This window comes from Streptomyces sp. NPDC050264 (assembly GCF_040655895.1).
Classification (GTDB): Bacteria; Actinomycetota; Actinomycetes; order Streptomycetales; family Streptomycetaceae; genus Streptomyces.
In genome coordinates this window covers 448,656-469,202 of sequence record NZ_JBFAKV010000001.1, presented here as the reverse complement: position 1 = coordinate 469,202, position 20,547 = coordinate 448,656, and the positions used below count along the sequence as shown (strand labels likewise).

Annotated in this window: 20 protein-coding genes and 1 pseudogene; 13 read left to right on the top strand and 8 right to left on the bottom strand. The window is 71.5% G+C overall.

Features of this window, described 5'->3' with window-relative positions:
• Window positions 1-4: 4 nt before the first annotated feature.
• Window positions 5-1,036: an adenosine deaminase gene (locus AB0J02_RS02140; protein WP_363191581.1), complete on the top strand. Its 1,032-nt coding sequence runs from the start codon at window positions 5-7 to the stop codon at window positions 1,034-1,036.
• Here the strand turns inward: AB0J02_RS02140 and AB0J02_RS02135 are convergent.
• On the bottom strand, window positions 988-2,331 hold the full coding sequence (locus tag AB0J02_RS02135; protein ID WP_363191580.1) for an MFS transporter: 1,344 nt from the start codon (window positions 2,329-2,331) through the stop codon (window positions 988-990). The two genes, AB0J02_RS02140 and AB0J02_RS02135, sit on opposite strands and share 49 nt — an antisense overlap.
• Before the next feature lie 236 nt (window positions 2,332-2,567).
• On the bottom strand, window positions 2,568-3,383 hold the full coding sequence (locus AB0J02_RS02130) for an IclR family transcriptional regulator (protein ID WP_363191579.1): 816 nt from the start codon (window positions 3,381-3,383) through the stop codon (window positions 2,568-2,570).
• A gap of 102 nt (window positions 3,384-3,485) precedes the next feature.
• On the opposite strand from AB0J02_RS02130, the gene AB0J02_RS02125 reads away from it, so the two are divergent.
• The 10 genes and pseudogenes from AB0J02_RS02125 to AB0J02_RS02080 all read left to right on the top strand — a co-directional run.
• Window positions 3,486-4,484, top strand: coding sequence for a 5-dehydro-4-deoxyglucarate dehydratase (locus tag AB0J02_RS02125; protein ID WP_363191578.1), 999 nt, complete (start codon window positions 3,486-3,488; stop codon window positions 4,482-4,484).
• A complete protein-coding gene (locus AB0J02_RS02120; RefSeq protein ID WP_363191577.1) occupies window positions 4,481-5,776 on the top strand; it encodes a glucarate dehydratase family protein in 1,296 nt (431 codons plus the stop codon). The genes AB0J02_RS02125 and AB0J02_RS02120 overlap by 4 nt, the downstream gene beginning before the upstream one ends.
• 148 nt (window positions 5,777-5,924) lie before the next feature.
• Window positions 5,925-7,229, top strand: a complete 1,305-nt coding sequence (locus tag AB0J02_RS02115) for an MFS transporter (RefSeq protein ID WP_363191764.1) — start codon at window positions 5,925-5,927, stop codon at window positions 7,227-7,229.
• Window positions 7,230-7,299: 70 nt separating this feature from the next.
• On the top strand, window positions 7,300-8,400 hold the full coding sequence (locus AB0J02_RS02110) for a PfkB family carbohydrate kinase (protein WP_363191576.1): 1,101 nt from the start codon (window positions 7,300-7,302) through the stop codon (window positions 8,398-8,400).
• A 336-nt stretch (window positions 8,401-8,736) separates the two neighbouring features.
• Complete coding sequence (locus tag AB0J02_RS02105; RefSeq protein ID WP_363191575.1) at window positions 8,737-9,804, top strand: PhoH family protein; 1,068 nt, start codon at window positions 8,737-8,739, stop codon at window positions 9,802-9,804.
• Window positions 9,805-9,816: 12 nt separating this feature from the next.
• The gene (gene ybeY / locus AB0J02_RS02100) at window positions 9,817-10,314 is read left to right on the top strand and encodes an rRNA maturation RNase YbeY (RefSeq protein ID WP_363191574.1); all 498 of its coding nucleotides are present in this window, start codon (window positions 9,817-9,819) and stop codon (window positions 10,312-10,314) included.
• The gene (locus tag AB0J02_RS02095) at window positions 10,311-11,606 is read left to right on the top strand and encodes a hemolysin family protein (RefSeq protein ID WP_363191763.1); all 1,296 of its coding nucleotides are present in this window, start codon (window positions 10,311-10,313) and stop codon (window positions 11,604-11,606) included. Before ybeY ends, AB0J02_RS02095 begins: the two co-directional genes overlap by 4 nt.
• Window positions 11,603-11,959 carry an MmcQ/YjbR family DNA-binding protein gene (locus tag AB0J02_RS02090; RefSeq protein ID WP_363191573.1) on the top strand — a complete coding sequence of 119 codons (357 nt, stop codon included), beginning with the start codon at window positions 11,603-11,605 and terminating at the stop codon, window positions 11,957-11,959. Before AB0J02_RS02095 ends, AB0J02_RS02090 begins: the two co-directional genes overlap by 4 nt.
• A gap of 51 nt (window positions 11,960-12,010) precedes the next feature.
• Window positions 12,011-12,364 carry a cytidine deaminase gene (locus tag AB0J02_RS02085; protein ID WP_363191572.1) on the top strand — a complete coding sequence of 118 codons (354 nt, stop codon included), beginning with the start codon at window positions 12,011-12,013 and terminating at the stop codon, window positions 12,362-12,364.
• A 368-nt stretch (window positions 12,365-12,732) separates the two neighbouring features.
• A pseudogene (locus AB0J02_RS02080) lies at window positions 12,733-13,041 on the top strand (transglycosylase family protein); the annotation flags it as partial.
• A 41-nt stretch (window positions 13,042-13,082) separates the two neighbouring features.
• On the opposite strand, the gene AB0J02_RS02075 reads toward AB0J02_RS02080, so the two are convergent.
• Window positions 13,083-13,421 carry a P-II family nitrogen regulator gene (locus AB0J02_RS02075; RefSeq protein ID WP_363191571.1) on the bottom strand — a complete coding sequence of 113 codons (339 nt, stop codon included), beginning with the start codon at window positions 13,419-13,421 and terminating at the stop codon, window positions 13,083-13,085.
• Window positions 13,418-14,737 carry an ammonium transporter gene (locus tag AB0J02_RS02070; RefSeq protein ID WP_363191570.1) on the bottom strand — a complete coding sequence of 440 codons (1,320 nt, stop codon included), beginning with the start codon at window positions 14,735-14,737 and terminating at the stop codon, window positions 13,418-13,420. Before AB0J02_RS02070 ends, AB0J02_RS02075 begins: the two co-directional genes overlap by 4 nt.
• A 142-nt stretch (window positions 14,738-14,879) precedes the next feature.
• Here AB0J02_RS02070 and era point away from each other — a divergent pair, with 142 nt between their 5' ends.
• Window positions 14,880-15,848, top strand: a complete 969-nt coding sequence (gene era / locus AB0J02_RS02065) for a GTPase Era (RefSeq protein ID WP_363191569.1) — start codon at window positions 14,880-14,882, stop codon at window positions 15,846-15,848.
• A 6-nt stretch (window positions 15,849-15,854) separates the two neighbouring features.
• Here era and AB0J02_RS02060 read toward each other — a convergent pair whose 3' ends face one another.
• The gene (locus tag AB0J02_RS02060) at window positions 15,855-16,685 is read right to left on the bottom strand and encodes a helix-turn-helix transcriptional regulator (RefSeq protein WP_363191568.1); all 831 of its coding nucleotides are present in this window, start codon (window positions 16,683-16,685) and stop codon (window positions 15,855-15,857) included.
• A gap of 128 nt (window positions 16,686-16,813) precedes the next feature.
• On the opposite strand from AB0J02_RS02060, the gene AB0J02_RS02055 reads away from it, so the two are divergent.
• Window positions 16,814-17,668, top strand: a complete 855-nt coding sequence (locus AB0J02_RS02055; protein ID WP_363191567.1) for an NAD(P)-dependent oxidoreductase — start codon at window positions 16,814-16,816, stop codon at window positions 17,666-17,668.
• Window positions 17,669-17,677: 9 nt separating this feature from the next.
• Here AB0J02_RS02055 and AB0J02_RS02050 read toward each other — a convergent pair whose 3' ends face one another.
• The 3 genes from AB0J02_RS02050 to AB0J02_RS02040 form a co-directional block, all read right to left on the bottom strand.
• Window positions 17,678-18,868, bottom strand: a complete 1,191-nt coding sequence (locus tag AB0J02_RS02050) for a GNAT family N-acetyltransferase (RefSeq protein ID WP_363191566.1) — start codon at window positions 18,866-18,868, stop codon at window positions 17,678-17,680.
• On the bottom strand, window positions 18,865-20,196 hold the full coding sequence (locus AB0J02_RS02045) for a GH1 family beta-glucosidase (RefSeq protein WP_363191565.1): 1,332 nt from the start codon (window positions 20,194-20,196) through the stop codon (window positions 18,865-18,867). The genes AB0J02_RS02050 and AB0J02_RS02045 overlap by 4 nt, the downstream gene beginning before the upstream one ends.
• Before the next feature lie 64 nt (window positions 20,197-20,260).
• Complete coding sequence (locus AB0J02_RS02040) at window positions 20,261-20,527, bottom strand: protealysin inhibitor emfourin (protein WP_363191564.1); 267 nt, start codon at window positions 20,525-20,527, stop codon at window positions 20,261-20,263.
• Between the last annotated feature and the right edge of the window lie 20 nt (window positions 20,528-20,547).

The window sequence follows — 20,547 nt, the reverse complement described above, 5'->3', positions numbered from 1 at the left end:
TCGGATGTCCCTCGCACCACTCGCTCGCATCCCCAAGGCCGAGCTGCACCTGCACATCGAAGGCACCCTCGAACCGGAGCTGGCCTTCGCCCTCGCCGACCGCAACGGCATCACGCTGCCGTACGCCGACACAGAGGCGCTGCGCAAGGCCTATCTCTTCTCCGACCTGCAGTCCTTCCTCGACCTCTACTACGGCCTGATGGCCGTACTGATCACCGAGGACGACTTCGAGGCGCTCGCCGACGCCTATCTGGCGCGCGCCGCCGAGCAGGGCGTGCGGCATGCCGAGATCTTCTTCGACCCGCAGGCCCACATGGCGCGCGGCGTCGCCATCGGCACGGTCGTCGAGGGCCTCTCGCGGGCGCTCGCGCGCAGCGAGGAGCGGCACGGCGTCTCCACCAAGCTCATCATGTGCTTCCTGCGCGACCAGTCCGCCGAGTCGGCGATGGAGACGCTGGAGGCCGCGAAGCCGTACCTCGACCGGATCGTCGGCGTCGGCCTCGACTCGGCCGAGGTCGGCAACCCGGCCTCGAAGTTCCGCGAGGTGTACGAGGCCGCGGGCGAACTGGGCCTGCGCAAGGTCGCGCACGCGGGCGAGGAGGGTGACCCGTCGTACGTGTGGGAGGCCCTGGACCTGCTCGGCGTCGAGCGCGTCGACCACGGGCTGCGGTCCCTGGAGGACCCGGAGCTCGTCGCGCGTCTCGTACGCGACCGGATTCCGCTGACGCTCTGCCCGCTGTCGAACGTGCGGCTGCGCGCCATCGACGTCCTGGAGGAGCACCCGCTCGTCGCCATGATGGACGCCGGGCTGCTGTGCACGGTGAACTCCGACGACCCGGCCTACTTCGGCGGGTACGCCGGAGACACCTTCCACGCCGTGCACGAGGCGCTCGCCCTGGACCACGAACGGTTGCGTGAGCTCGCCCGCAACTCGTTCGTGGCGTCCTTCCTCGACGGCAGCGAAGAGGAAGAGGCGCTGCGGGCCCGCTATCTCGCCGAGGTCGAGGCGTACCCGCTGGACGACATCTCGGGCTGAACCCCGTCCGGGCCCGCCGTCGTGAACTCCACCGCGGCGACGGCGGGCACCTCCAGCGGGAAGATCTCGACGACGGGCTGCTCCAGCAGACCCGACGGCGGGACGATCGCGCCGACCGGGGCGCCGCTGCGGCGCCGGGCCGCACCCGGGAACAGCGGGCGTCCCGCGGTGTGCAGGGTGATCGCGGTGAGCGGCACCGCCAGCAGGAGCAGCGTGGCGGCGAGCGCCGTGCCCATCGCGGGGAAGCCGACCGCCTGCGACACGGAACTGCCCACCAGCGGGCCGCACGCCGTGCCGAGCGAGGACGCCGAGCCGACGAGGACCGCCCAGCGGCCGCGCGGGTCGAGCGAGGCGCCGAGGCCCAGCAAGTACGAGAGCACCACCGGGTAGAGGGTGTTCCAGGCGATCTCGCCCGTCGCGAAGGAGCCCAGACCGTCGGCGCTCGCGCTGAGCGCGATGCAGCCGGCGATGGCGGCCGTGCCGACGCCGATGGGCAGCGCGCGGCCGAGGCGGGTGCCGAGCGCGCCCGCGCCGATCACGCCGAGCAGGCCCGCGCCGAGCGCCACCGCGAACACGCTGCCGACCGTGACCTCGCTGAGGCCGGCCTGGACGGTGCCGATGCGGCTGCTGACGCCCCACAGGGAGTTCTGCGCCATCGACCAGCAGACGATGACCGCTGCCAGGGCCGTGCCGGAACGGGCGTACGGGAGCGGCGACTTGAGGGTGTGGTCGGTCTGGGCCGGACTGTTGTCCGGGCCCGCCGGGTCGGGCAGCCGGTGCGTCGCGGGCCACACGGCGAGTGCGGTGACGGCGAGCGCGGCGAACGGCAGGGCGTGGCCCGTCGGGCTGACCCGGGGGATCGTCAGGTAGAGGGCGCCCGCGAGTGCCGAGACGGTCAGCAGGCCGAGTGTGGACGCGCGGTGCGGGTCCTTCTGGGCGGCGATCCCGGTGGCCGCGACGGCCGTTGCCGTACCCGAGCCGAAGCCGCCGATCATCGCACCCGCGACGACCAGGGGGACGAAGGTGGACAGGGCCGCCGTGCCGTAGCCGACGGCGGCGAGGAGGAGCCCGGCGCGGGCGGCGCGGCGGGCGCCGACCCGTTCGACGCGGGACGCGAGCGTGAAGCCCGCGGTGGCCGAACTGAGCAGCAGCGTGCTGCCGATCAGACCGGCCTGGGTGGGGGAAAGGCGCAGGCTGTCGGCGAGTCGGCCGACGACCGTGGGCAGCAGGTAAGCGGCGAGGTAACCGGCCGTGAAGAGGGCTATGAGAGCCGGCCGGGGGGTGCGCGAAGACACGGGCGTTCCTGAAGACGGACCCCGCTGCCTTGGACGCTGTTTTGGGCAAGGGGGTGGTAAGGAAAGGGAGTGGGGAGCGCGACGTCTTTGCGAACGGGACCGAACCGGGGACGTTGGGGCGCGGCCAATTTGTATCAAGCCGAAAGGGCCCCACAAAAGCCGGGGCTGTGTGACCTGTGGCACATTCGGTTTGGTGGTGGTTCGGCCGGGTAGTCGAGGGCCTTTTCGGCAGGCGGCTAACGCCAGTTGGGGGTGCCCGAGGGGCCGCGGTGGGTGGCCGTCTCGATGCGTGCGCGGGTTTCGCGCATGACCGCCACGATCCGCTCCTCGTGCTCCGCCGTCAGTCGCGCGACCGGCACCGAGCAGCTGATCGCGTCGTGCGCCGGGGCCGCGTAGCGCAGCGCGAAGCCGAAGCCGACGATGCCCTCCACGCCCTCCTCGCGGTCGACCGAGTAACCGCGGGCACGGGTCGCCGCGAGGTCGGCGGCGAGGGCCTCGCGGGTGGTGTGGGTGTTCCCGGTGGCCGGGACGTACGGGCCGGGCGGCAGCTGCGTGTCGGAGCGCTCCGCGAGCAGTGCCTTGCCGAGGGCGCCGACGTGTGCGGGCAGCCGGCGGCCGACCCGGGTGATCGTGCGCAGGTACTCGTGCGATTCGCGGGTCGCCAGGTACGCGACGTCGAAGCCGTCGAGGCGGCCCAGGTGGATCGTCTCCCCGAGCGCCTCGGACGCCTCGTCCAGATGCGGGCGGGCGGTGCGGACGTACGGGTCGGTGTCGAGGTAGCTGGTGCCGGTCAGCAGGGCGTGGATGCCGATGCCGTAGAGCGAGCCGGTGACGTCGGTGCGGACCCAGCCGCGCGCGATGAGCGTCTGCAGCAGCGCGTACATGGAGCTGCGCGGCACGGCCAGCTCGTCGGCGAGCTCCTGGAGGCGGACGGGGCGGTCGCCGCGGGCGGCCAGCACTTCGAGCAGGTCGACGGTGCGGGCCGCGGACTTCACCTCGCGGACACCGCCCCTGGGCTGCGCGCTCTCTTGCTCCGTGTGCTGGTCCGGCATGTGCCGATCGTACGGCGATGACCGTAAGGCGATGACGGGCGGTGACCGGCGAGGGGGCCGGGGCATTGACGGTCCCCGTCCGCGTATCTAATCTCCATCTACATGTGTGGATGGCATCTACGTACGGAGACAGAAGGGCGTCACGACGACGTCGTGACCCGGCTGCGGGAAGGCATGGCGGGCGGCGTCCTCTCCTTCCCCCTGACGAGCTTCGACGACGACGACGGCGCGCTCGACCTCGACAGCTACCGCGAGTACGTCGCCGCCCAGGTGGCGACCGGACCCGGCGCCGTCTTCCCGGCATGCGGCACCGGCGAGTTCTTCTCGCTCGACGAGGACGAGTACCGGCAGGTCGTCACCGCCACCGTCGAGGAGACCGCCGGCCGCGTGCCCGTCGTGGCCGGCATCGGATACGGCTGGGCGCAGGCCGTGCGGTTCGCCCGCATCGCCGAGGAAGCGGGGGCCGACGCGCTGCTCGTCCTGCCGCACTACCTGGTGCGGGGACCGCAGAGCGGACTCGTCGCCCAGGTCGAGCAGATCGCCGCGCGGACCCGGCTGCCGCTCATCGTCTACCAGCGCGACCAAGTCGCCTTCAGCGCACAGTCGTTGACCTCGATCGCCGCCCTGCCGAACGTCATCGGCCTCAAGGACGGCCACAGCGACCTCGACCAGCTGCAACGCCTCACGCTCGCCGCGCCCGACGGCTTCCTCTTCTTCAACGGAGCCGCCACCGCCGAGGTCCAGGCCCGCGCCTACGCGGCCGTCGGCGTCCCCGCCTACTCCTCGGCCGTCCACGCCTTCGCGCCCGAGATCGCCGCCGCGTTCTTCACGGCGCTGCGGGACGGGGACGACGCGCGGGTGCGCCAGCTGCTGCGCGCGTTCTACATCCCCTTCGTCGAGCTGCGGGACCGGGTCCCCGGATACGGCGTCTCGCTCGTCAAGGCCGCCGCCCGGCTGCGCGGACGCCCCGTCGGACCGGTGCGCGCGCCGCTCGCCGACCCCACCCCGGCCGACCTCGCCGACCTGGAGCGACTGCTCGCCGCCGGCCTCGACCTCGTATCCGAAACCGCCGAAACCGCCACCGCAGGAGCCGCCCGATGACCGATCCGACCATCACCGACGTCCGCCTCACCCCGATCCTCGTCGCCGACCCGCCGCTGCTCAACACACAGGGCCTGCACCAGCCGTACACGCCCCGGCTCATCGTCGAAGTGGTCACCGCCGACGGCGTCACCGGGGTCGGTGAGACCTACGGTGACGCCAAGTACCTGGAGCTCGCCCGGCCGTTCGCCGACCGGCTGATAGGCCGTCAAGTCTCGGATGTGAACGGGCTGTTCACCGTCGCGGACGAGGTCTCCGTCGACGACGCGCGCGTCCAGAACCAGGTCGACGTCGGCGGCCTGCGCGGCGTCCAGACCGCCGACAAGCTGCGCCTGTCCGTCGTCTCCGGCTTCGAGGTGGCCTGCCTCGACGCGTTCGGCAAGGCGCTCGGCCTGCCCGTGCACGCGCTCCTCGGCGGCAAGCTCCGCGACTCCGTCGAGTACAGCGCCTACCTCTTCTACAAGTACGCCGATCACCCCGCAGGCATCGCGAGCGAGAGGGACGACTGGGGCGCGGCCCTCGACCCGGCCGGCGTCGTCGCGCAGGCCCGCCTGTTCAACGAGCGCTACGGATTCGAGTCCTTCAAGCTCAAGGGCGGCTGCTTCACCCCCGACGAGGAGATCGCGGCGGTCCGCGCGCTCGCCGAGGCCTTCCCCGGCAAGCCACTGCGCCTCGACCCCAACGGAGCCTGGTCCGTGGAGACTTCGCTCAAGGTCGCCGACGAACTCAGGGACGTACTGGAGTACCTGGAGGACCCGGCACTCGGCACGCCCGCCATGGCCGAGGTCGCGGCCAAGGCCGGCGTCCCGCTCGCCACCAACATGTGCGTGACCACCTTCGCCGAGATCAAGGAAGCCTTCACCACCGGCGCCGTCCAGGTCGTCCTCTCCGACCACCACTACTGGGGCGGCCTGCGCAACACGCAGCAACTCGCCGCCATCTGCCGCACGTTCGGAGTCGGCATCTCCATGCACTCCAACACGCACCTGGGCATCAGCCTCGCCGCCATGACGCACGTCGCGTCCACCGTGCCGAACCTGCACCACGCCTGCGACTCCCATTACCCCTGGCAGTCCGAGGACGTGCTGACCGAGCGCCTCACCTTCGAAGGCGGCCGGGTCGCCGTCTCCGACGCGCCGGGCCTCGGCGTCGAACTCGACCACGCCAAGCTGGAGTTGCTGCACCAGCGGTGGCTGGACGAGAACTTCGCCGCGATGCGCGACCGCGACGACGCGGCCGCCATGCGCGTCCTCGACCCCGACTGGGTCACCCCGGCCGTGCCGCGCTGGTAGCCCACCGCCTTCGGTCCAGCCGCACAAAGGAGTGCCGCTCGTGTCTGCAGCCGTCCCCGCCCCCACACCCGCCCCGGTGGAACACCCGCCCGCCGTTCAGTCGGCCATCCGCAAGATCTTCCGCCGCGTCGTCCCGCTCTTCTTCGTCATGTTCGTCGCCAACTACATGGACCGCGTCAACCTGGGCTTCGCCCAGGACCAACTCCGCGCCGACGTAGGCCTTTCCGCCGCCGCCTTCGGCCTCGGCGCCGGCATCTTCTTCATCGCCTACGCCATCTTCGAAGTCCCCAGCAACATGCTCATGGAGCGCTTCGGAGCGAAGGTCTGGCTGACCCGCATCATGATCAGCTGGGGCGTCGTCGCCACCGCGATGGTCTTCGTGAACAGCCCCGGCATGTTCTACGCCCTGCGGTTCCTGCTGGGCGTCGCCGAAGCCGGGTTCTTCCCCGCCGTCATCTACTACTTCTCGCGCTGGCTGCCCGACTCGCACCGCGGCCGCGCCACCTCGGTGTTCCTGATGGGCTCCGGCACCGCGACCGTGATCGTCGGACCCATCTCCGGCGCCCTCCTGGAGATGCACGGCATCTGGGGGCACTCCGGCTGGCAGTGGATGTTCTTCATCGAAGGCATCGTCTCGGTGGCACTCGGCTTCGTCGTGTACCGCTTCCTCGACTCCAGCGTCGAGGCCGCCACCTGGCTGACGCGGGAGGAGAAGGACGGGCTCGTCGCCGTCATCGACGCCGAACAGCACGAACGCGAGGAAGGGCGTGCCACGGCCCGTGTCTCGCGGTGGAAGCTGCTCGCCGACCCACAGATGCTGCTGTTCCTGTGGATCTACTTCGCGATCAACGTCGCCCTGTACGCCGTGACGTTCTGGCTGCCCTCGATCGTCGACGACATCGGCGGCCTGAGCGAGTTCCAGGTGGGGCTGCTCACCGCCGTCCCCTGGCTCTTCGCCATCGCCTCCGTGTACGTCTCCGGGCGGCTGTCCGACCGGATCGGCAAGCGGCGCCCCATCCTCGTGGCACTGCTGCTCGTCGGCGGCGCCGGAACACTGCTCGCTGTGTTCGTCTCGCCATGGGTGGGGCTCGGCGCTCTCTGCCTCGCGGCCGTGGGCTTCAAGCCGGCCTCGCCGATCTTCTGGACCATCCCGCAGAGCTACCTCGACGCGCGGGCCGCCGCGCCCGGCATCGCCCTCATCAACTCCATCGGCAACCTGGGCGGATTCGTCGCCCCGACCGCGTTCGGGCTCATCGAGGACGCGACCGGCTCGACCAAGGGGGGACTCGTCGGGCTCACCGTGGTCGGGTTCCTCGCCGCGCTGAGCGTCCTGCTCGTGCGGGGCGGTGGCCGCAACGACGTCGTGCGCGGGGCGCGGCGGACGCCGCCGGACCCGGCATCGGCCCCGGCGTCACGGATCGTGGGTGGTGGGGCGGCGCGTGTGACGGGCTGATGTCAACTGCCGTTGTACGGGCCCACTTCATGCACACTGGCCGGACCCGTACCACTGCAGGGAGAAGGACGTGACCCCCACCGAACCGGCCCACACGGACCCTCTCGCGGCGCTCCGCGCGCCCGGCGACCCGGCCTGCGACGTGTACCTCACCGGCACCGTCTTCCTCGACATCGTCTTCACCGGCCTGGACAGCGCGCCGGTACGGGGCACCGAGTCATGGGCGCGCGGCATGGGGTCGAGCCCCGGAGGCGTCGCGAACATGGCCGCCGCCCTCGCCCGCCTCGGCCTGCGCACGTCGCTGGCCGCCGCCTTCGGTGACGACCACTACGGCGAGTACTGCTGGGACACCCTGGAGCGCGGCGAGGGCATCGACCTGAGCTACTCGCGGACCGCGCAGGGCTGGCACTCGCCCGTCACCGTCTCCATGGCGTACGAGGGCGAACGCACCATGGTGAGCCACGGGCACGAGCCGCCCCCGCAGGAGCCCGCGCCCGCCTGCCCGCCCCGCACGAGAGCCGCGATCGCCGCCCTCGTCCCCGGGGTCGACGCGCCCTGGATCGCCGAGGCCGCGCGTGCGGGGACCCGGGTCTTCGCGGACGTCGGCTGGGACGACACCGGCCGTTGGGACCTGGCGGCCCTGGCCGACCTCCGGCACTGCGAGGCGTTCCTGCCGAACGCGGAGGAAGCGATGCGCTACACCGGGACGTCCTGTCCTCGGGCGGCGGCGCACGCCCTCGCCGAGCACGTACCGCTGGCCGTCGTCACGCTCGGTTCCGAAGGCGCGTACGCCGTGGACGGGCGGACCGGCGAGACGGCGTCCGTCCCGGCCATCGAGGTCGAGGCGCTCGATCCGACCGGGGCGGGGGATGTCTTCGTCGCCGGGTTCGTGACCGGCACGCTCGCGGGGTGGCCGCTGGCCGACCGGCTGGCGTTCGCCGGGCTCACCGCGGCGCTGTCGGTGCAGGAGTTCGGGGGGTCGTTGTCGGCGCCCGGGTGGTCGGAGGTCGCCGCGTGGTGGCGGCAGATCCAGGCGTACGAGGAGCGTGGCGAGCAGGATCCTGCGGCGCTTGAGCGGTATGCGTTCCTGGAGCCGCTGCTGCCGGAGGCGGGGCGGCCCTGGCCGCTTCGGCGTGCCGTGCCGACCATTGGGTTCGGACGATCCGCCTGACGCCTGAAGGGAGGGCGGCCGTCTGGGGTGTTGCTTTGCGGCTTTCCGTTGTCTCCGAGAGGTGTCGGGGTGGGTCCGGTGCCGCCCGCGGTATGTCCGTGCTCGCCGGGTGCGCGAATCAAGCCCCTTGGGGGGTCCCTCGGACGGAGCCCGGGGGAGATTGAGGAGCGGGGTCCGGGGCGGAGCCCCGGGGCTGGACGACGGCGCCGGGGGCGTGACCGGGCGGCGGCGATAAGAGCGCGGGAAAAGGCTACGGGTCCAGCAGCGGGGCGTCGTACGCTGGGGAACGTCAGACAACGGCTGTCACAAGGAGACTGCGGCCCTCAGAGCCCGCCCATGACGCAGACACCATCCAGCGCCCGTAGCGCAGGGCAGGAGCAGGCACGCGCGCAGTTCACCGTCCCGGCCAAGCACCCCATGGTCGAGGTGCTGGGTTCCGGTGACGCCCTGCTGCGAGTGATCGAGAAGGCTTTCCCGGCGGCCGACATCCATGTCCGGGGCAATGAGATCAGCGCGACCGGGGAGCCGGGGGAAGTCGCCCTCGTCCAGCGCCTGTTCGACGAGATGATGCTGGTCCTGAGAACAGGGGCACCGATGACAGAGGACGCCGTGGAGCGCTCCATCGCCATGCTGAAGGCGACGCAGAGCGGTGAGGGCGACGGCACGGAGACCCCGGCCGAGGTGCTCACGCAGAACATTCTGTCGTCCCGCGGCCGCACCATCCGGCCCAAGACCCTGAACCAGAAGCGGTACGTCGACGCGATCGACAAGCACACCATCGTCTTCGGGATCGGGCCCGCCGGCACCGGCAAGACCTACCTGGCCATGGCCAAGGCGGTGCAGGCCCTGCAGTCCAAGCAGGTCAACCGCATCATCCTGACCCGGCCGGCGGTGGAGGCGGGCGAGCGGCTCGGCTTCCTGCCGGGCACCCTCTACGAGAAGATCGACCCGTACCTGCGCCCGCTCTACGACGCCCTGCACGACATGCTCGACCCGGACTCCATTCCGCGACTGATGGCGGCGGGGACCATTGAAGTGGCGCCGCTGGCATATATGCGTGGCCGTACTCTCAATGACGCCTTCATCATCCTTGACGAGGCCCAGAACACGAGCCCCGAGCAGATGAAGATGTTCCTGACCCGGCTCGGGTTCGAGTCGAAGATCGTGATCACCGGTGACGTGACGCAGGTCGACCTGCCGAACGGGACGAAGAGCGGGTTGCGGCAGGTGCAGGACATCCTCGAAGGCCTCGACGACGTGCACTTCTCGCGGCTGTCGTCCCAGGATGTCGTGAGGCACAAGCTGGTCGGCCGTATCGTCGACGCGTACGAGAAGTACGACACCGAGAACGGTACGGAGAACGGCACCCGCAAGGGCCGTCCCAGAGGGACCCAAGGAAAGTAGTACGAGAGCGCCATGTCGATCGACGTCAACAACGAGTCCGGAACCGAGGTCGACGAGCAGGCGATCCTCGACATCGCCCGCTACGCGCTCGCGCGGATGCGTATCCACGCCCTCTCCGAGCTGTCGGTGATCGTCGTGGACGCCGACGCCATGGAGCAGCTGCACGTCCAGTGGATGGATCTGCCGGGGCCGACGGACGTCATGTCCTTCCCGATGGACGAGCTGCGGCCGCCGATGAAGGACGACGAGGAGCCCCCGCAGGGGCTGCTCGGGGACATCGTGCTCTGTCCCGAGGTCGCGAAGAAGCAGGGCGAGGACGCGCCCACGCAGCACTCCATGAACGAGGAGCTGCAGCTCCTCACGGTGCATGGGGTGCTGCATCTGCTCGGGTACGACCATGAAGAGCCTGACGAGAAGGCCGAGATGTTCGGGCTCCAGGCCGCCATCGTCGACGGATGGCGCGCGGAGAAGGGGATGAGCGGGCCGTCTCCGGCGCCGACCGTGTCATGAGTCCTTCGCTGATCGCGGGCGCCGTCGCGCTGGTCGTCGTCGCCTGGCTCGCCGCGTGTGCCGAGGCCGGTATCGCCCGGACGTCCAGCTTCCGCGCCGAGGAGGCCGTCAGGTCCGGGCGGCGCGGCAATGCCAAGCTCGCCCAGGTCGCCGCCGACCCGACCCGGTATCTGAACGTCGCGCTGCTGGTGCGGGTCGCCTGCGAGATGGCCGCCGCCGCTCTGGTCACGTACGCGTGCCTGGAGGAGTTCGCGGCGACCTGGCAGGCGTTGCTCGTCGCCATCGGGGTGATGGTGCTCGTCTCGTATGTGGCGGTCGGGGTTTCGCCGCGGACCATCGGGCGGCAGCATCCCCTCAACACCGCTACCGCGGCCGCGTACGTGCTGCTGCCGCTGGCCCGTGTGATGGGGCCGATCCCGCCGCTGCTGATTCTGATCGGCAACGCGCTGACCCCGGGCAAGGGGTTCCGGCGCGGGCCGTTCGCCTCCGAGGCCGAGCTGCGCGCCATGGTCGACCTCGCCGAGAAGGAGTCCCTCATCGAGGACGAGGAGCGCCGCATGGTGCACTCCGTCTTCGAACTCGGCGACACCCTCGTGCGGGAGGTCATGGTGCCGCGCACCGACCTTGTCGTCATCGAGCGGTACAAGACCATCCGGCAGGCCCTCACGCTCGCACTGCGGTCCGGATTCTCGCGGATCCCGGTGGTGGGCGAGAGCGAGGATGACGTTGTCGGGATCGTCTATCTGAAGGATCTCGTCCGGAAGACCCATATCAACCGGGACGCCGAGGCCGAGCTCGTGTCGTCCGCCATGCGGCCCGCCACCTTCGTGCCCGACACCAAGAACGCCGGTGATCTGCTGCGCGAGATGCAGCAGCTGCGCAACCACGTCGCTGTGGTCATCGACGAGTACGGCGGCACGGCCGGCATCGTCACCATCGAGGACATTCTCGAAGAGATCGTCGGCGAGATCACCGACGAGTACGACCGGGAGCTGCCGCCCGTCGAGGAGCTGGGCGACGACCGCTTCCGGGTCACCGCACGGCTCGACATCGGCGACCTCGGCGAGCTGTACGGCATCGAGGAGTACGACGACGAGGACGTGGAGACCGTCGGCGGGCTGCTGGCGAAAGCGCTGGGCCGGGTGCCCATCGCCGGGGCCTCGTCCGTGGTGACCCTGCCCGACACGCGGCAGCTGCGGCTCACCGCCGAGGCCGCCGCCGGCCGCCGGAACAAGATCGTGACCGTGCTCGTCGAGCCCGTCGGACCGGGCGAGGAGGAGAAGGCCGGGTGACACCGCGGGAGCTGCGCGCACTGTGTCTGTCGTTCAACGCGACGGTGGAGGAGTTCCCGTTCAACCCGGAGACCTCCGTCTTCAAGGTACTGGGGAAGATGTTCGCGCTCAGCTCCCTGGACGGCCGGCCGCTGACCGTCAACCTCAAGTGCGATCCCGAGGACGCGGTGCGGCTGCGCGGCGAGTACGAGGGCGTCATCGTGCCCGGCTGGCACATGAACAAGCGGCACTGGAACACCGTGACCGTGGGCGGACTCCCCGACGGGATGGTCCGGGAACTGGTCGAGGACTCGTACGACCTGGTGGTGGCGGGCCTGCCGCGCGCCGAGCGGCTCAGGCTCGACCGTCCCTGACGCCCCACCCCGTCGCCGCGTGCGGCGGGGCGGCCTCCTTATGCTCACCCCATGACTGAGAGCACCGACCTCGGCCCCGAGGACCTCAAGATCGTGACCCTGGCCCGCTCCGCGCGGGCGCGCAACGGTGTGCCCGAGGGGGCGGCCGTGCGTGACGAGACGGGGCGTACGTATGTCGCGGGCACCGTCGCCCTCGACTCCCTGAAGCTGAGCGCGCTGCGCACGGCCGTCGCCATGGCCGTGGCGTCCGGCGCGGAGTCCCTGGAGGCGGCGGCCGTCGTCTCCGGCGCGGATGTCCTGCCGGACGAGGACGTGGCCGCCGTACGTGATCTGGGCGGGGCGGGCACTCCGGTGTTCCTGGCCGGGGCCGACGGTGTCGTGAAGGGCGCGCTGCAGGCCGGCTGACGTGTCCCGCGTCACAAGATCGGCGTAGCGCGCCGGTGCAGGTGAACAGGGTCACATCCGGGTGTACCGGGGTCCGACGCCTCGGTGCGGCGGACGTGAGGCGTTCGGGTGGCGGGGCCCGCGAGGCCCGGCCGGGGGACCTTCGGCCCGGGGCGAAGGTCCCGCCGGGCGGCTGCCCGGCATCGGGACGAAAGTCCCTCGTGGGGGGTCGAACGCCGGATGCGGGCGGCGGCCGTCAGCCGTCACGGTGGAGCAGTTGCCCGATGCGCCGGACCTCCGGCCAGGGCACGTTCCCCGTCCCCGAACAAAGGCACCGCTTCGTGTTCTCCGCAGCCCGCACCACCGCCCGCACCGTCCGATTCCGTCACCTGGCCACCACCGCGGCCCTCGCGGGAGCGAGCGGCGTGCTCGTCCTCGCCGGTACCGGAAGCGCCTCCGCGGCGACGGCATCGGAAGGCACCTGGCAGGCCGTCGCCCAGTGCGAGTCGGGCGGCAACTGGTCCGCCGACACCGGAAACGGCTTCCACGGCGGCCTGCAGTTCACCGACTCGACGTGGTCCGCCTACGGCGGCTCGAAGTACGCCTCCTCCGCCGACCAGGCCACCAAGAGCCAGCAGATCTCCGTGGCGAACAAGGTCCTCGCCGCCCAGGGCGCGAACGCCTGGCCGGTGTGCGGCCCGAAGGCCGGACTGTAAAGAGCGCACTGCGCGGAGCGGGCTCAGACGGCGTCCGGGCCCCGCTCGCCGGTGCGCACCCGCACCACGCTGTCCACCGGCACCGCCCACACCTTGCCGTCGCCGATCTTCCCGGTGCGCGCGGCCCGCACGATCGCGTCCATCGCCGGTTCGGCGTCCTCGTCCCCGACGACGACCTCGATGCGCACCTTGGGTACCAGGTCGACCTGGTACTCGGCGCCCCGGTACACCTCGGTGTGCCCGCGCTGACGCCCGTAGCCGCTGGCCTCCGTCACCGTCAGGCCGAGCACGCCCAGCTCCTGCAGCGCCGTCTTGACCTCGTCGAGGCGGTACGGCTTGACGACCGCGGTGATCAGCTTCATGGCGCGACCTTTCGGGCGGCGGGGGCGGACGCGGGGTGGACCGTGGCGCCCAGGACGCCGTGATCGTACGCACTCTCCGCGTGCGCCGTCTGGTCCAGGCCCGTCAGCTCCTCCTCGGCCGATGCCCGGAAGCCCATCACCTTGTCGATGGCCTTCCCGATCCCGTACGTCACGAGGAACGTGTACGCGGCCACGACCACCACGGCGAGCAACTGCTTGCCGAGCTGCGCGAACCCGCCCCCGTAGAACAGGCCCTGCCTGTCGGCGGATCCGGTCATCGCCGACGTCGCGAACAGGCCGATGAGGACCGTGCCGACGACTCCGCCGATGAAGTGCACGCCGACGACGTCCAGCGAGTCGTCGTAGTCGAACTTGAACTTCCAGGCGACGGCGTACGAGCAGACGACACCGGCCGCGAGTCCGACGACGGCCGCGCCGAGCACGCCCACGACCCCGCACGCCGGAGTGATCGCGACCAGGCCCGCCACGGCGCCCGAGGCCGCGCCGAACGTCGTCGGATGCCCGTCGCGCCGGTGCTCCACGAACAGCCAGCCGAGCAGTCCGGTGCAGCCCGCGATCAGCGTGTTGAACAGGGACGCCGCGGCGAGCCCGTTCGCGCCGAGGGCCGAGCCGCCGTTGAAGCCGAGCCAGCCGAACCAGAGCAGGCCCGCGCCCATGACCACCATGGGCAGGTTGTGCGGGCGCATCGCGTCCTTCTTGAAGCCGATGCGCGGGCCGAGGACCAGGCACAGCGCGAGGCCCGAGGCGCCGGAGGCGATCTCGACGACGAGCCCGCCCGCGAAGTCCAGGGCGCCCAGGTGGTTCGCGATCCAGCCGCCGGGGCCCCAGACCCAGTGCGCCACGGGAACGTATACGAGCAGCGCCCATACGGGGACGAAGACGAGCCACGCGGCGAATTTCGTGCGGTCCGCGACGGCTCCGCTGATCAGCGCCGCGGTGATGATCGCGAAGGTCAGCTGGAAGGTCGTGAACAGGAAGGTGGGGACGGTGCCGGTGAGCGAGCCGGGGCCGACGCCGGCCATGCCCGCGTGCTCCAGGCCGCCGATCAGTCCGGCGAATGAGTCGTCACCGAAGGCGAGGGAGTACCCCGCCACCAGCCAGACCACCGTCACGAGCGCGATCGAGACGAAGCTCATCATCAGCATGTTCAGGACGCTCTTCGAGCGGACCATGCCGCCGTAGAACAGCGCGAGGCCGGGGGTCATCAGCAGGACGAGGGCGGTGGCGGCGAGCAGCCAGGCCGTGTCGCCGGTGTCGAGGGCGGGGGCTTTCGCTACGGCGAGGGGGACGGTCACGGGTTTCCTCCGGGTGGGGGCTGCCGTAGAGCGTCACCGGCCCGGGTTTCCGAATCCGCACCCAGGCGTTTCCGTCATGTTTCGTATTGCCGAGCGGTTACCGGAACCTCACGGTACTGCGGGGCTTCCCGGATCAGGGACAATGGGCGCCATGAGCGTTCGTACCCAGTCCTCCCAGCCGTCGGATTCGTCGGACCCCGGCCACCGCGCCGGCTTCGCCTGCTTCGTCGGCCGCCCCAACGCGGGCAAGTCCACCCTCACGAACGCTCTGGTCGGCAAGAAGGTGGCGATCACCGCCGACCAGCCGCAGACCACGCGGCACACCGTGCGCGGCATCGTGCACCGCGAGGACGCGCAGCTGATCCTGGTGGACACCCCCGGCCTGCACAAGCCGCGCACCCTGCTCGGCGAGCGTCTCAACGACGTGGTCCGCACCACCTGGGCCGAGGTCGACGTCATCGGCTTCTGCCTGCCCGCGAACGAGAAGCTCGGCCCCGGCGACCGGTTCATCGCCAAGGAACTCGCGTCCATCAAGAAGACGCCGAAGATCGCGATCGTCACCAAGACCGACCTCGTCGACAGCAAGACCCTCGCAGAGCAGCTCATCGCGATCGACCAGCTCGCCGTGGAACTCGGCTTCGAGTGGGCCGAGATCATCCCGGTCTCGGCGGTCGGCAACGAGCAGGTCGACCTCCTCGCCGACCTCATCGCCCCGCTGCTGCCCGAGGGCCCCGCCCTCTACCCGGAGGGCGACCTCACCGACGAGCCCGAGCAGGTCATGGTCGCGGAGCTGATCCGCGAGGCCGCGCTCGAAGGCGTCCGCGACGAGCTGCCGCACTCCATCGCCGTCGTCGTGGAGGAGATGCTGCCGCGCGAGGACCGCCCCGCCGACAAGCCGCTCCTCGACATCCACGCCTTCGTCTACATCGAGCGCCCCAGCCAGAAGGGCATCATCATCGGCCCGAAGGGCAAGCGCCTCAAGGACGTCGGCATCAAGTCCCGCAAGCAGATCGAGGCGCTGCTCGGCACGCCGGTCTACCTCGACCTGCACGTGAAGGTGGCCAAGGACTGGCAGCGCGACCCGCGCCAGCTGCGCAAGCTCGGCTTCTGACCTCGTCTACGTGCTGGGGGTCAGGTCCTGGAGGCCGACGACCCGCAGCAGTTCGAGCCGGTCGTACGTGTCCGTGCCCGGCCGCGCCGAGTGCACGACCAGCATCTGGTCGTGCCCGCCGCTGAGCAGCACTTCGCAGTCCAGGTCCAGGACGCCGACCACCGGGTGCAGGAAGCGTTTCGTCGCCGCCCGTCGCACGGCCACCTCGTGCGACGCCCACAGCTCCTCGAACTCGGCGCTGGCGCGCCGGAGTTCGGCCACGAGGGCGGCGGGGCCCGGCTCGTCGGGACGTGCCCCGACGACCGCCCGCAGATTCGCCACGTGCGCCCGGGCGTGCGTCCGGTAGTCCTCCGGCGGGACCAGGGCGCGGGCGGCCGGGTCCGTGAAGTAGCGGCGGATCATGTTCTCCCCGGTGTGCTCGCCCGACAGGGCCACCGCCATCGGGTTCTGCGCGAGCACCTCGCCCCAGTCGCTCAGCACCTGCGCCGGGGTGTCGTGCAGCCGGTCCAGGATCAGCAGCAGCCCCGGCCGCACATGGCCCGAGGAACCGCCCGGGCGCGGCGGCTCCTCGCCCGCCAGATGGAACAGGTGGTCGCGCTCGTCGGCCGTCAGGCGCAGCGCCCGGGCCAGCGCGGTGAGCATCTGCCGCGAGGGGTGCGAGCCGCGGCGCTGCTCCAGGCGCGTGTAGTAGTCCACGGACATCCCGGCGAGCTGCGCCACCTCCTCGCGGCGCAGCCCCGGCGTACGGCGCCTGGCACCCGCGGTCAGGCCCACGTCGGACGGGGCCAGGCGGGTGCGGGCGCGGCGCAGGAAGTCGGCGAGTTCGGTCCGGTTCACCCCTCCAGGGTCGCGCGGTACGCCCGTCTTATCCAGGGCGTGCCGGTCCCTGGATAAGGGCGTCTCTCCCGGCGCGGCGCGCTTTCGCCCACGGTGGTGTGCATGGCTACGACGACGAGGAGGCGGCCATGCTGACATTGGTGACAGGCGCGACGGGGCAGGTCGGGCGGCGGTTCGTGCCGAGGCTGCTGCAGAGCACGGCGCCCGGCGACGAGGTCCGGGTCCTGGTGCGGGACGCGGCCCGCGGCGAACGGTTCGCCGAGCTGGGCGCGCAGGTGGTGATCGGCGATCTGCGGGACGCCGGCGTGCTGGGCAAGGCGACGGCTGGGGCGGACGCGGTGGTGAACGTCGCCGCGGCCTTCCGCGGAGTGCCGGACGAGGAGGCCCGCGCGGTCAACCGGGACGCGGCGGTCGAGCTGGGGCGGGCCGCGGTGGCCTCCGGCGTGCGGCGGTTCGTGCAGGTCAGTACCGGGCTGGTGTACGGCCGGGGGCGCGGCAGGCCGTTCGTCGAGGACGACGCGACCGTTCCCGGGGGCCATCTCTGGGGCGCCTACCCCGAGTCCAAGGGGGAGGCGGAGCGGGCGCTCGGCGCGCTGGACGGCCTCGACGACCTGCGGATCGGGCGGCTGCCGTTCGTGTACGGCGACGGGGATCCGCATATCGCCGATGTGATGCGCTGGGCGCCGTCCTGGCCCGCCATGCGGCGGCTGCACATGGGTCACCACGCGGATGTGGCTCAGGGTCTGCAGCGGTTGCTGTACGCGCCCGGCGCGCGGGGCGTCTACAACATCGCCGACGACGCCCCTGTCACCACGGTCGATATCTACCTGCTCAATGGGGTGCCGGTGCCGGACGAGCTGCACGAGAAGGCGGACCCGGATCCCTGGGTCGGGGTGATGTCCACGGACCGGATCCGTCGGGAACTGGGCTATCGGCCGTTCTTCCCGTCGGTCCGGGTCGCCCGTGACATGGGCGCCCTGTAGTCCCGCTCCTCAATCGCCGGACGGGCTGGAGGTGGCGGCGGGGCTCGCACCGGCGATCAGCGCCGTCCCCACCGGGCGGAAACCCAGCCGCGCATAAATACGGGCCACATCATCGTCCCCGGCCGACAGGAACACCGTAGGGACGCCGGAGGCCACCGCATCGGCGACGAGCGCCCCTGTCACCGCCAGACCCAGCCCCCGCCGCCGCGCCGCAGGCAACGTGCCGACCCCCGCGATCTCCGACACGTCCCCGACGGGCAGGTGCATACCGGAGCTGAGGACCACCCCGTTCTCGACGGCCGCCGCGAGGACCGTGCGGCCCGCGCGGATCCGGTCCTGGAAATCGGGCACGCTGCCGTCCGCGGCCCGCGCCGTGAGTTCCGCGGTGAGTTCGGCGGCACCCGCCGGGCCCACCGTGGTGCCGGGGTACGCGAACGCCACGTGCGGCAGCGCCAACGCCCCGGCCAGGAACGGGTCCTGGGCGTCGAGGACACGGACCAGGGGGTGCGGGGCGGGCACCGGGGCCGACGCGTCCCGCGCCATCAGCGGGTACGCGCCGACCCGCAGACCCGCCGCCTCGACGGCCGCCCGCATCCCCGGCGTCGTCTCCGCCACCCACTCGAACGCCTCGGGCAACCCCAACTCCCGCTGCCGCGCGCACACTTCCCGTACGTCGCGGGTGCTCGGCGGCGGCGCGTCAGGGCGCAGCGCGGGCCGCGCGTAGTAAGGCCAGCCCGGCCCCTCCCGGACGAAGAGGGTGAGCGAGCCGAACTCCTCCACGCGGGCGGCGGCCCGCGGCACCGTGTCGTAGTACCGCTCCAGTCGGTCGAGGAGAGCGGGTGGCGGAGGGAGGGCGTCGGCGGCGGTCATAGGGGCGCAGGCTACGGCATGGCCGTCAGTCCACCGCCTTGATCTTCCGCACGAGCAGCGCCCCGAGAACCGGGACACCGTGCGGTCGGAGAGGGCGCCGAACAGCGGGTTCGCGGCCAGCGACACCATCGCGCCGACGCCCGTCACCCAGGCGAGCAGCGTCTCCTTGGACAGGCCGGTGCCCGGCGCGAAGTGCTCGGACTGGGTGGCGAGCAGGATCTGCAGCGGCCCGTACCAGCCCACCCGGATCGCGCCGTTGGCCAGCGACAGGGCGGTCGTCCAGCCACGCCCGACCCGGTCGGCCGGTTCCCGCAGCGCGCCTGCCGTCATCCCCGCCGCGCACGCAGCGCGTCCCGCAGCCAGCCGTACGACGCCTTCGGGGTGCGTACCTGGGTGTCGAAGTCGACGTGCACGAGCCCGAAGCGCTTCGTGTAGCCCTCCGCCCACTCGAAGTTGTCGAGCAGCGACCAGACGAAGTAGCCGCGGACGTCCACGCCCGCCTCCAACGCCCGGTGCAGCGCCCGCAGATGGCCGTCGAGGTAGGTGATCCGCTCCTGGTCGTCGAGGCCCTCGTACGCGCAGCCGTTCTCGGTGATCACCAGGGGCGGCAGCCGGTCCCCGTAGCGGTCGCGGAAGCCGGTGAGGAGCGAGGTGAGGGCGTCCGGGACCACCGGCCAGCCGAAGTCCGTCGTCGGGTACCCGGCTATCTCCCGGACGGAGAAGGGGAGTTCGGCCGGAAGCGTGAGTCCGGAGAACTCGACGTCCGCCGGGCCCGGCGCGCCCACCTTCGTCGGCTGGTAGAAATTGATCCCGTACCAGTCGAGCGTGGCGTCGGAGATCACTGTCAGGTCGGCGGCCACGTCGTCGCCCGGCATCAACTCGGCGAAACCGTCCGGGTATCGGCCGAGCAGCAGCGGGTCGGCGAAGAGCCGGTTCAGGATCACGTCGTACAGGTCCGCCGCCCCAATGTCGGCCGGGTCGTCGGAGGCGGGCCAGGTCGGGCCGTGCGAGTTGGCGATGCCGATGTCGTGCGCGCCCGCCGCGCGCAGCGCCCGTGCCGCGAGGCCGTGCGCGAGGAGCTGGTGGTGGGCGACCGGCAGCGCGTCGAAGAGCAGCTTCTTGCCGGGCGCGTGCTCACCGAGCGCATGTCCGAGCAGGGTGTGTTCCGCGGGCTCGTTGAGCGTGATCCACTTCTGGACGCGGTCGCCGAGCCGGGCCGCGACCGTCGCCGCGTGGTCGGCGAAGCGGGCCGCGGTGTCCCGCTCCAGCCAGCCCCCCGCCTCCTCCACGCTCGCCGGCAGGTCCCAGTGGAAGAGCGTGGGCACGGGCCGGAGCCCTTGCGCGCACAGCTCGTCGACGAGCCGGTCGTAGAAGTCGAGGCCGCCGGGTGCCAGCACCCGGGGCCAGGAGACGGAGAAGCGGTACGCGTCCACGCCCAGGTCGCGGACGAGCGCCACGTCCTCCCGGTAGCGGGCCACGTGGTCGCAGGCGACCGCCGCCGTCGAACCGTCCTTGATCCGGCCCGGCTCGGCGCCGAACGCGTCCCACACCGAGGGCGCGCGCCGGTCGACGGCGCCCTCGATCTGGTGGGCCGACGTGGCGACGCCCCACAGGAAGCCGGGCGGGAAGGAAGGGAGTGCGCCTCTGGTAGCTGCCATGGGCGCGATCATCCGTACCGGTCAGTACGAAGTCAACGCCCTCGCCAAGACCGTCAGTTGGGCGTCACGCCCCTTCTTTGAGGACCCAGGTGATCAGTTTGCGCTGTTCCTCGGTGAGCCGGGGGTCCGCGCAGTACACGGTCCGCCCGTCCACGCTGATGCTGTAGTTGAAGCCGTCGGGAACTCCTATGGGTGGCGTGTCCCGGCCCGCGGCCATCGCCTTGTCGGCCAGGGCATGCCACTCATGGGCGTCGGCGCGGCCGGCCGTGTCGACCTCGGCGTGCCGGTCGATGCCGGCGAATCCGCCCGTGCGGGTGACGTGTATACGCATGGCTCTCTGTCTACCGCCGG

Excerpts from the sequence above, each read along its gene's own strand:
- AB0J02_RS02045 (WP_363191565.1), bottom strand. The coding sequence starts at position 20,196 with ATGGCAGCTACCAGAGGCGCACTCCCTTCCTTCCCGCCCGGCTTCCTG.
- AB0J02_RS02095 (WP_363191763.1), top strand. The coding sequence starts at position 10,311 with ATGAGTCCTTCGCTGATCGCGGGCGCCGTCGCGCTGGTCGTCGTCGCC.
- AB0J02_RS02130 (WP_363191579.1), bottom strand. The coding sequence starts at position 3,383 with ATGCCGGACCAGCACACGGAGCAAGAGAGCGCGCAGCCCAGGGGCGGT.
- AB0J02_RS02115 (WP_363191764.1), top strand. The coding sequence starts at position 5,925 with ATGTTCGTCGCCAACTACATGGACCGCGTCAACCTGGGCTTCGCCCAG.
- AB0J02_RS02140 (WP_363191581.1), top strand. The coding sequence starts at position 5 with ATGTCCCTCGCACCACTCGCTCGCATCCCCAAGGCCGAGCTGCACCTG.
- AB0J02_RS02055 (WP_363191567.1), top strand. The coding sequence starts at position 16,814 with ATGCTGACATTGGTGACAGGCGCGACGGGGCAGGTCGGGCGGCGGTTC.
- AB0J02_RS02040 (WP_363191564.1), bottom strand. The coding sequence starts at position 20,527 with ATGCGTATACACGTCACCCGCACGGGCGGATTCGCCGGCATCGACCGG.
- AB0J02_RS02105 (WP_363191575.1), top strand. The coding sequence starts at position 8,737 with ATGACGCAGACACCATCCAGCGCCCGTAGCGCAGGGCAGGAGCAGGCA.
- AB0J02_RS02075 (WP_363191571.1), bottom strand. The coding sequence starts at position 13,421 with ATGAAGCTGATCACCGCGGTCGTCAAGCCGTACCGCCTCGACGAGGTC.
- AB0J02_RS02125 (WP_363191578.1), top strand. The coding sequence starts at position 3,486 with ATGTGTGGATGGCATCTACGTACGGAGACAGAAGGGCGTCACGACGAC.
- AB0J02_RS02050 (WP_363191566.1), bottom strand. The coding sequence starts at position 18,868 with ATGACGGCAGGCGCGCTGCGGGAACCGGCCGACCGGGTCGGGCGTGGC.
- ybeY (WP_363191574.1), top strand. The coding sequence starts at position 9,817 with ATGTCGATCGACGTCAACAACGAGTCCGGAACCGAGGTCGACGAGCAG.
- era (WP_363191569.1), top strand. The coding sequence starts at position 14,880 with ATGGGCGCCATGAGCGTTCGTACCCAGTCCTCCCAGCCGTCGGATTCG.
- AB0J02_RS02120 (WP_363191577.1), top strand. The coding sequence starts at position 4,481 with ATGACCGATCCGACCATCACCGACGTCCGCCTCACCCCGATCCTCGTC.
- AB0J02_RS02085 (WP_363191572.1), top strand. The coding sequence starts at position 12,011 with ATGACTGAGAGCACCGACCTCGGCCCCGAGGACCTCAAGATCGTGACC.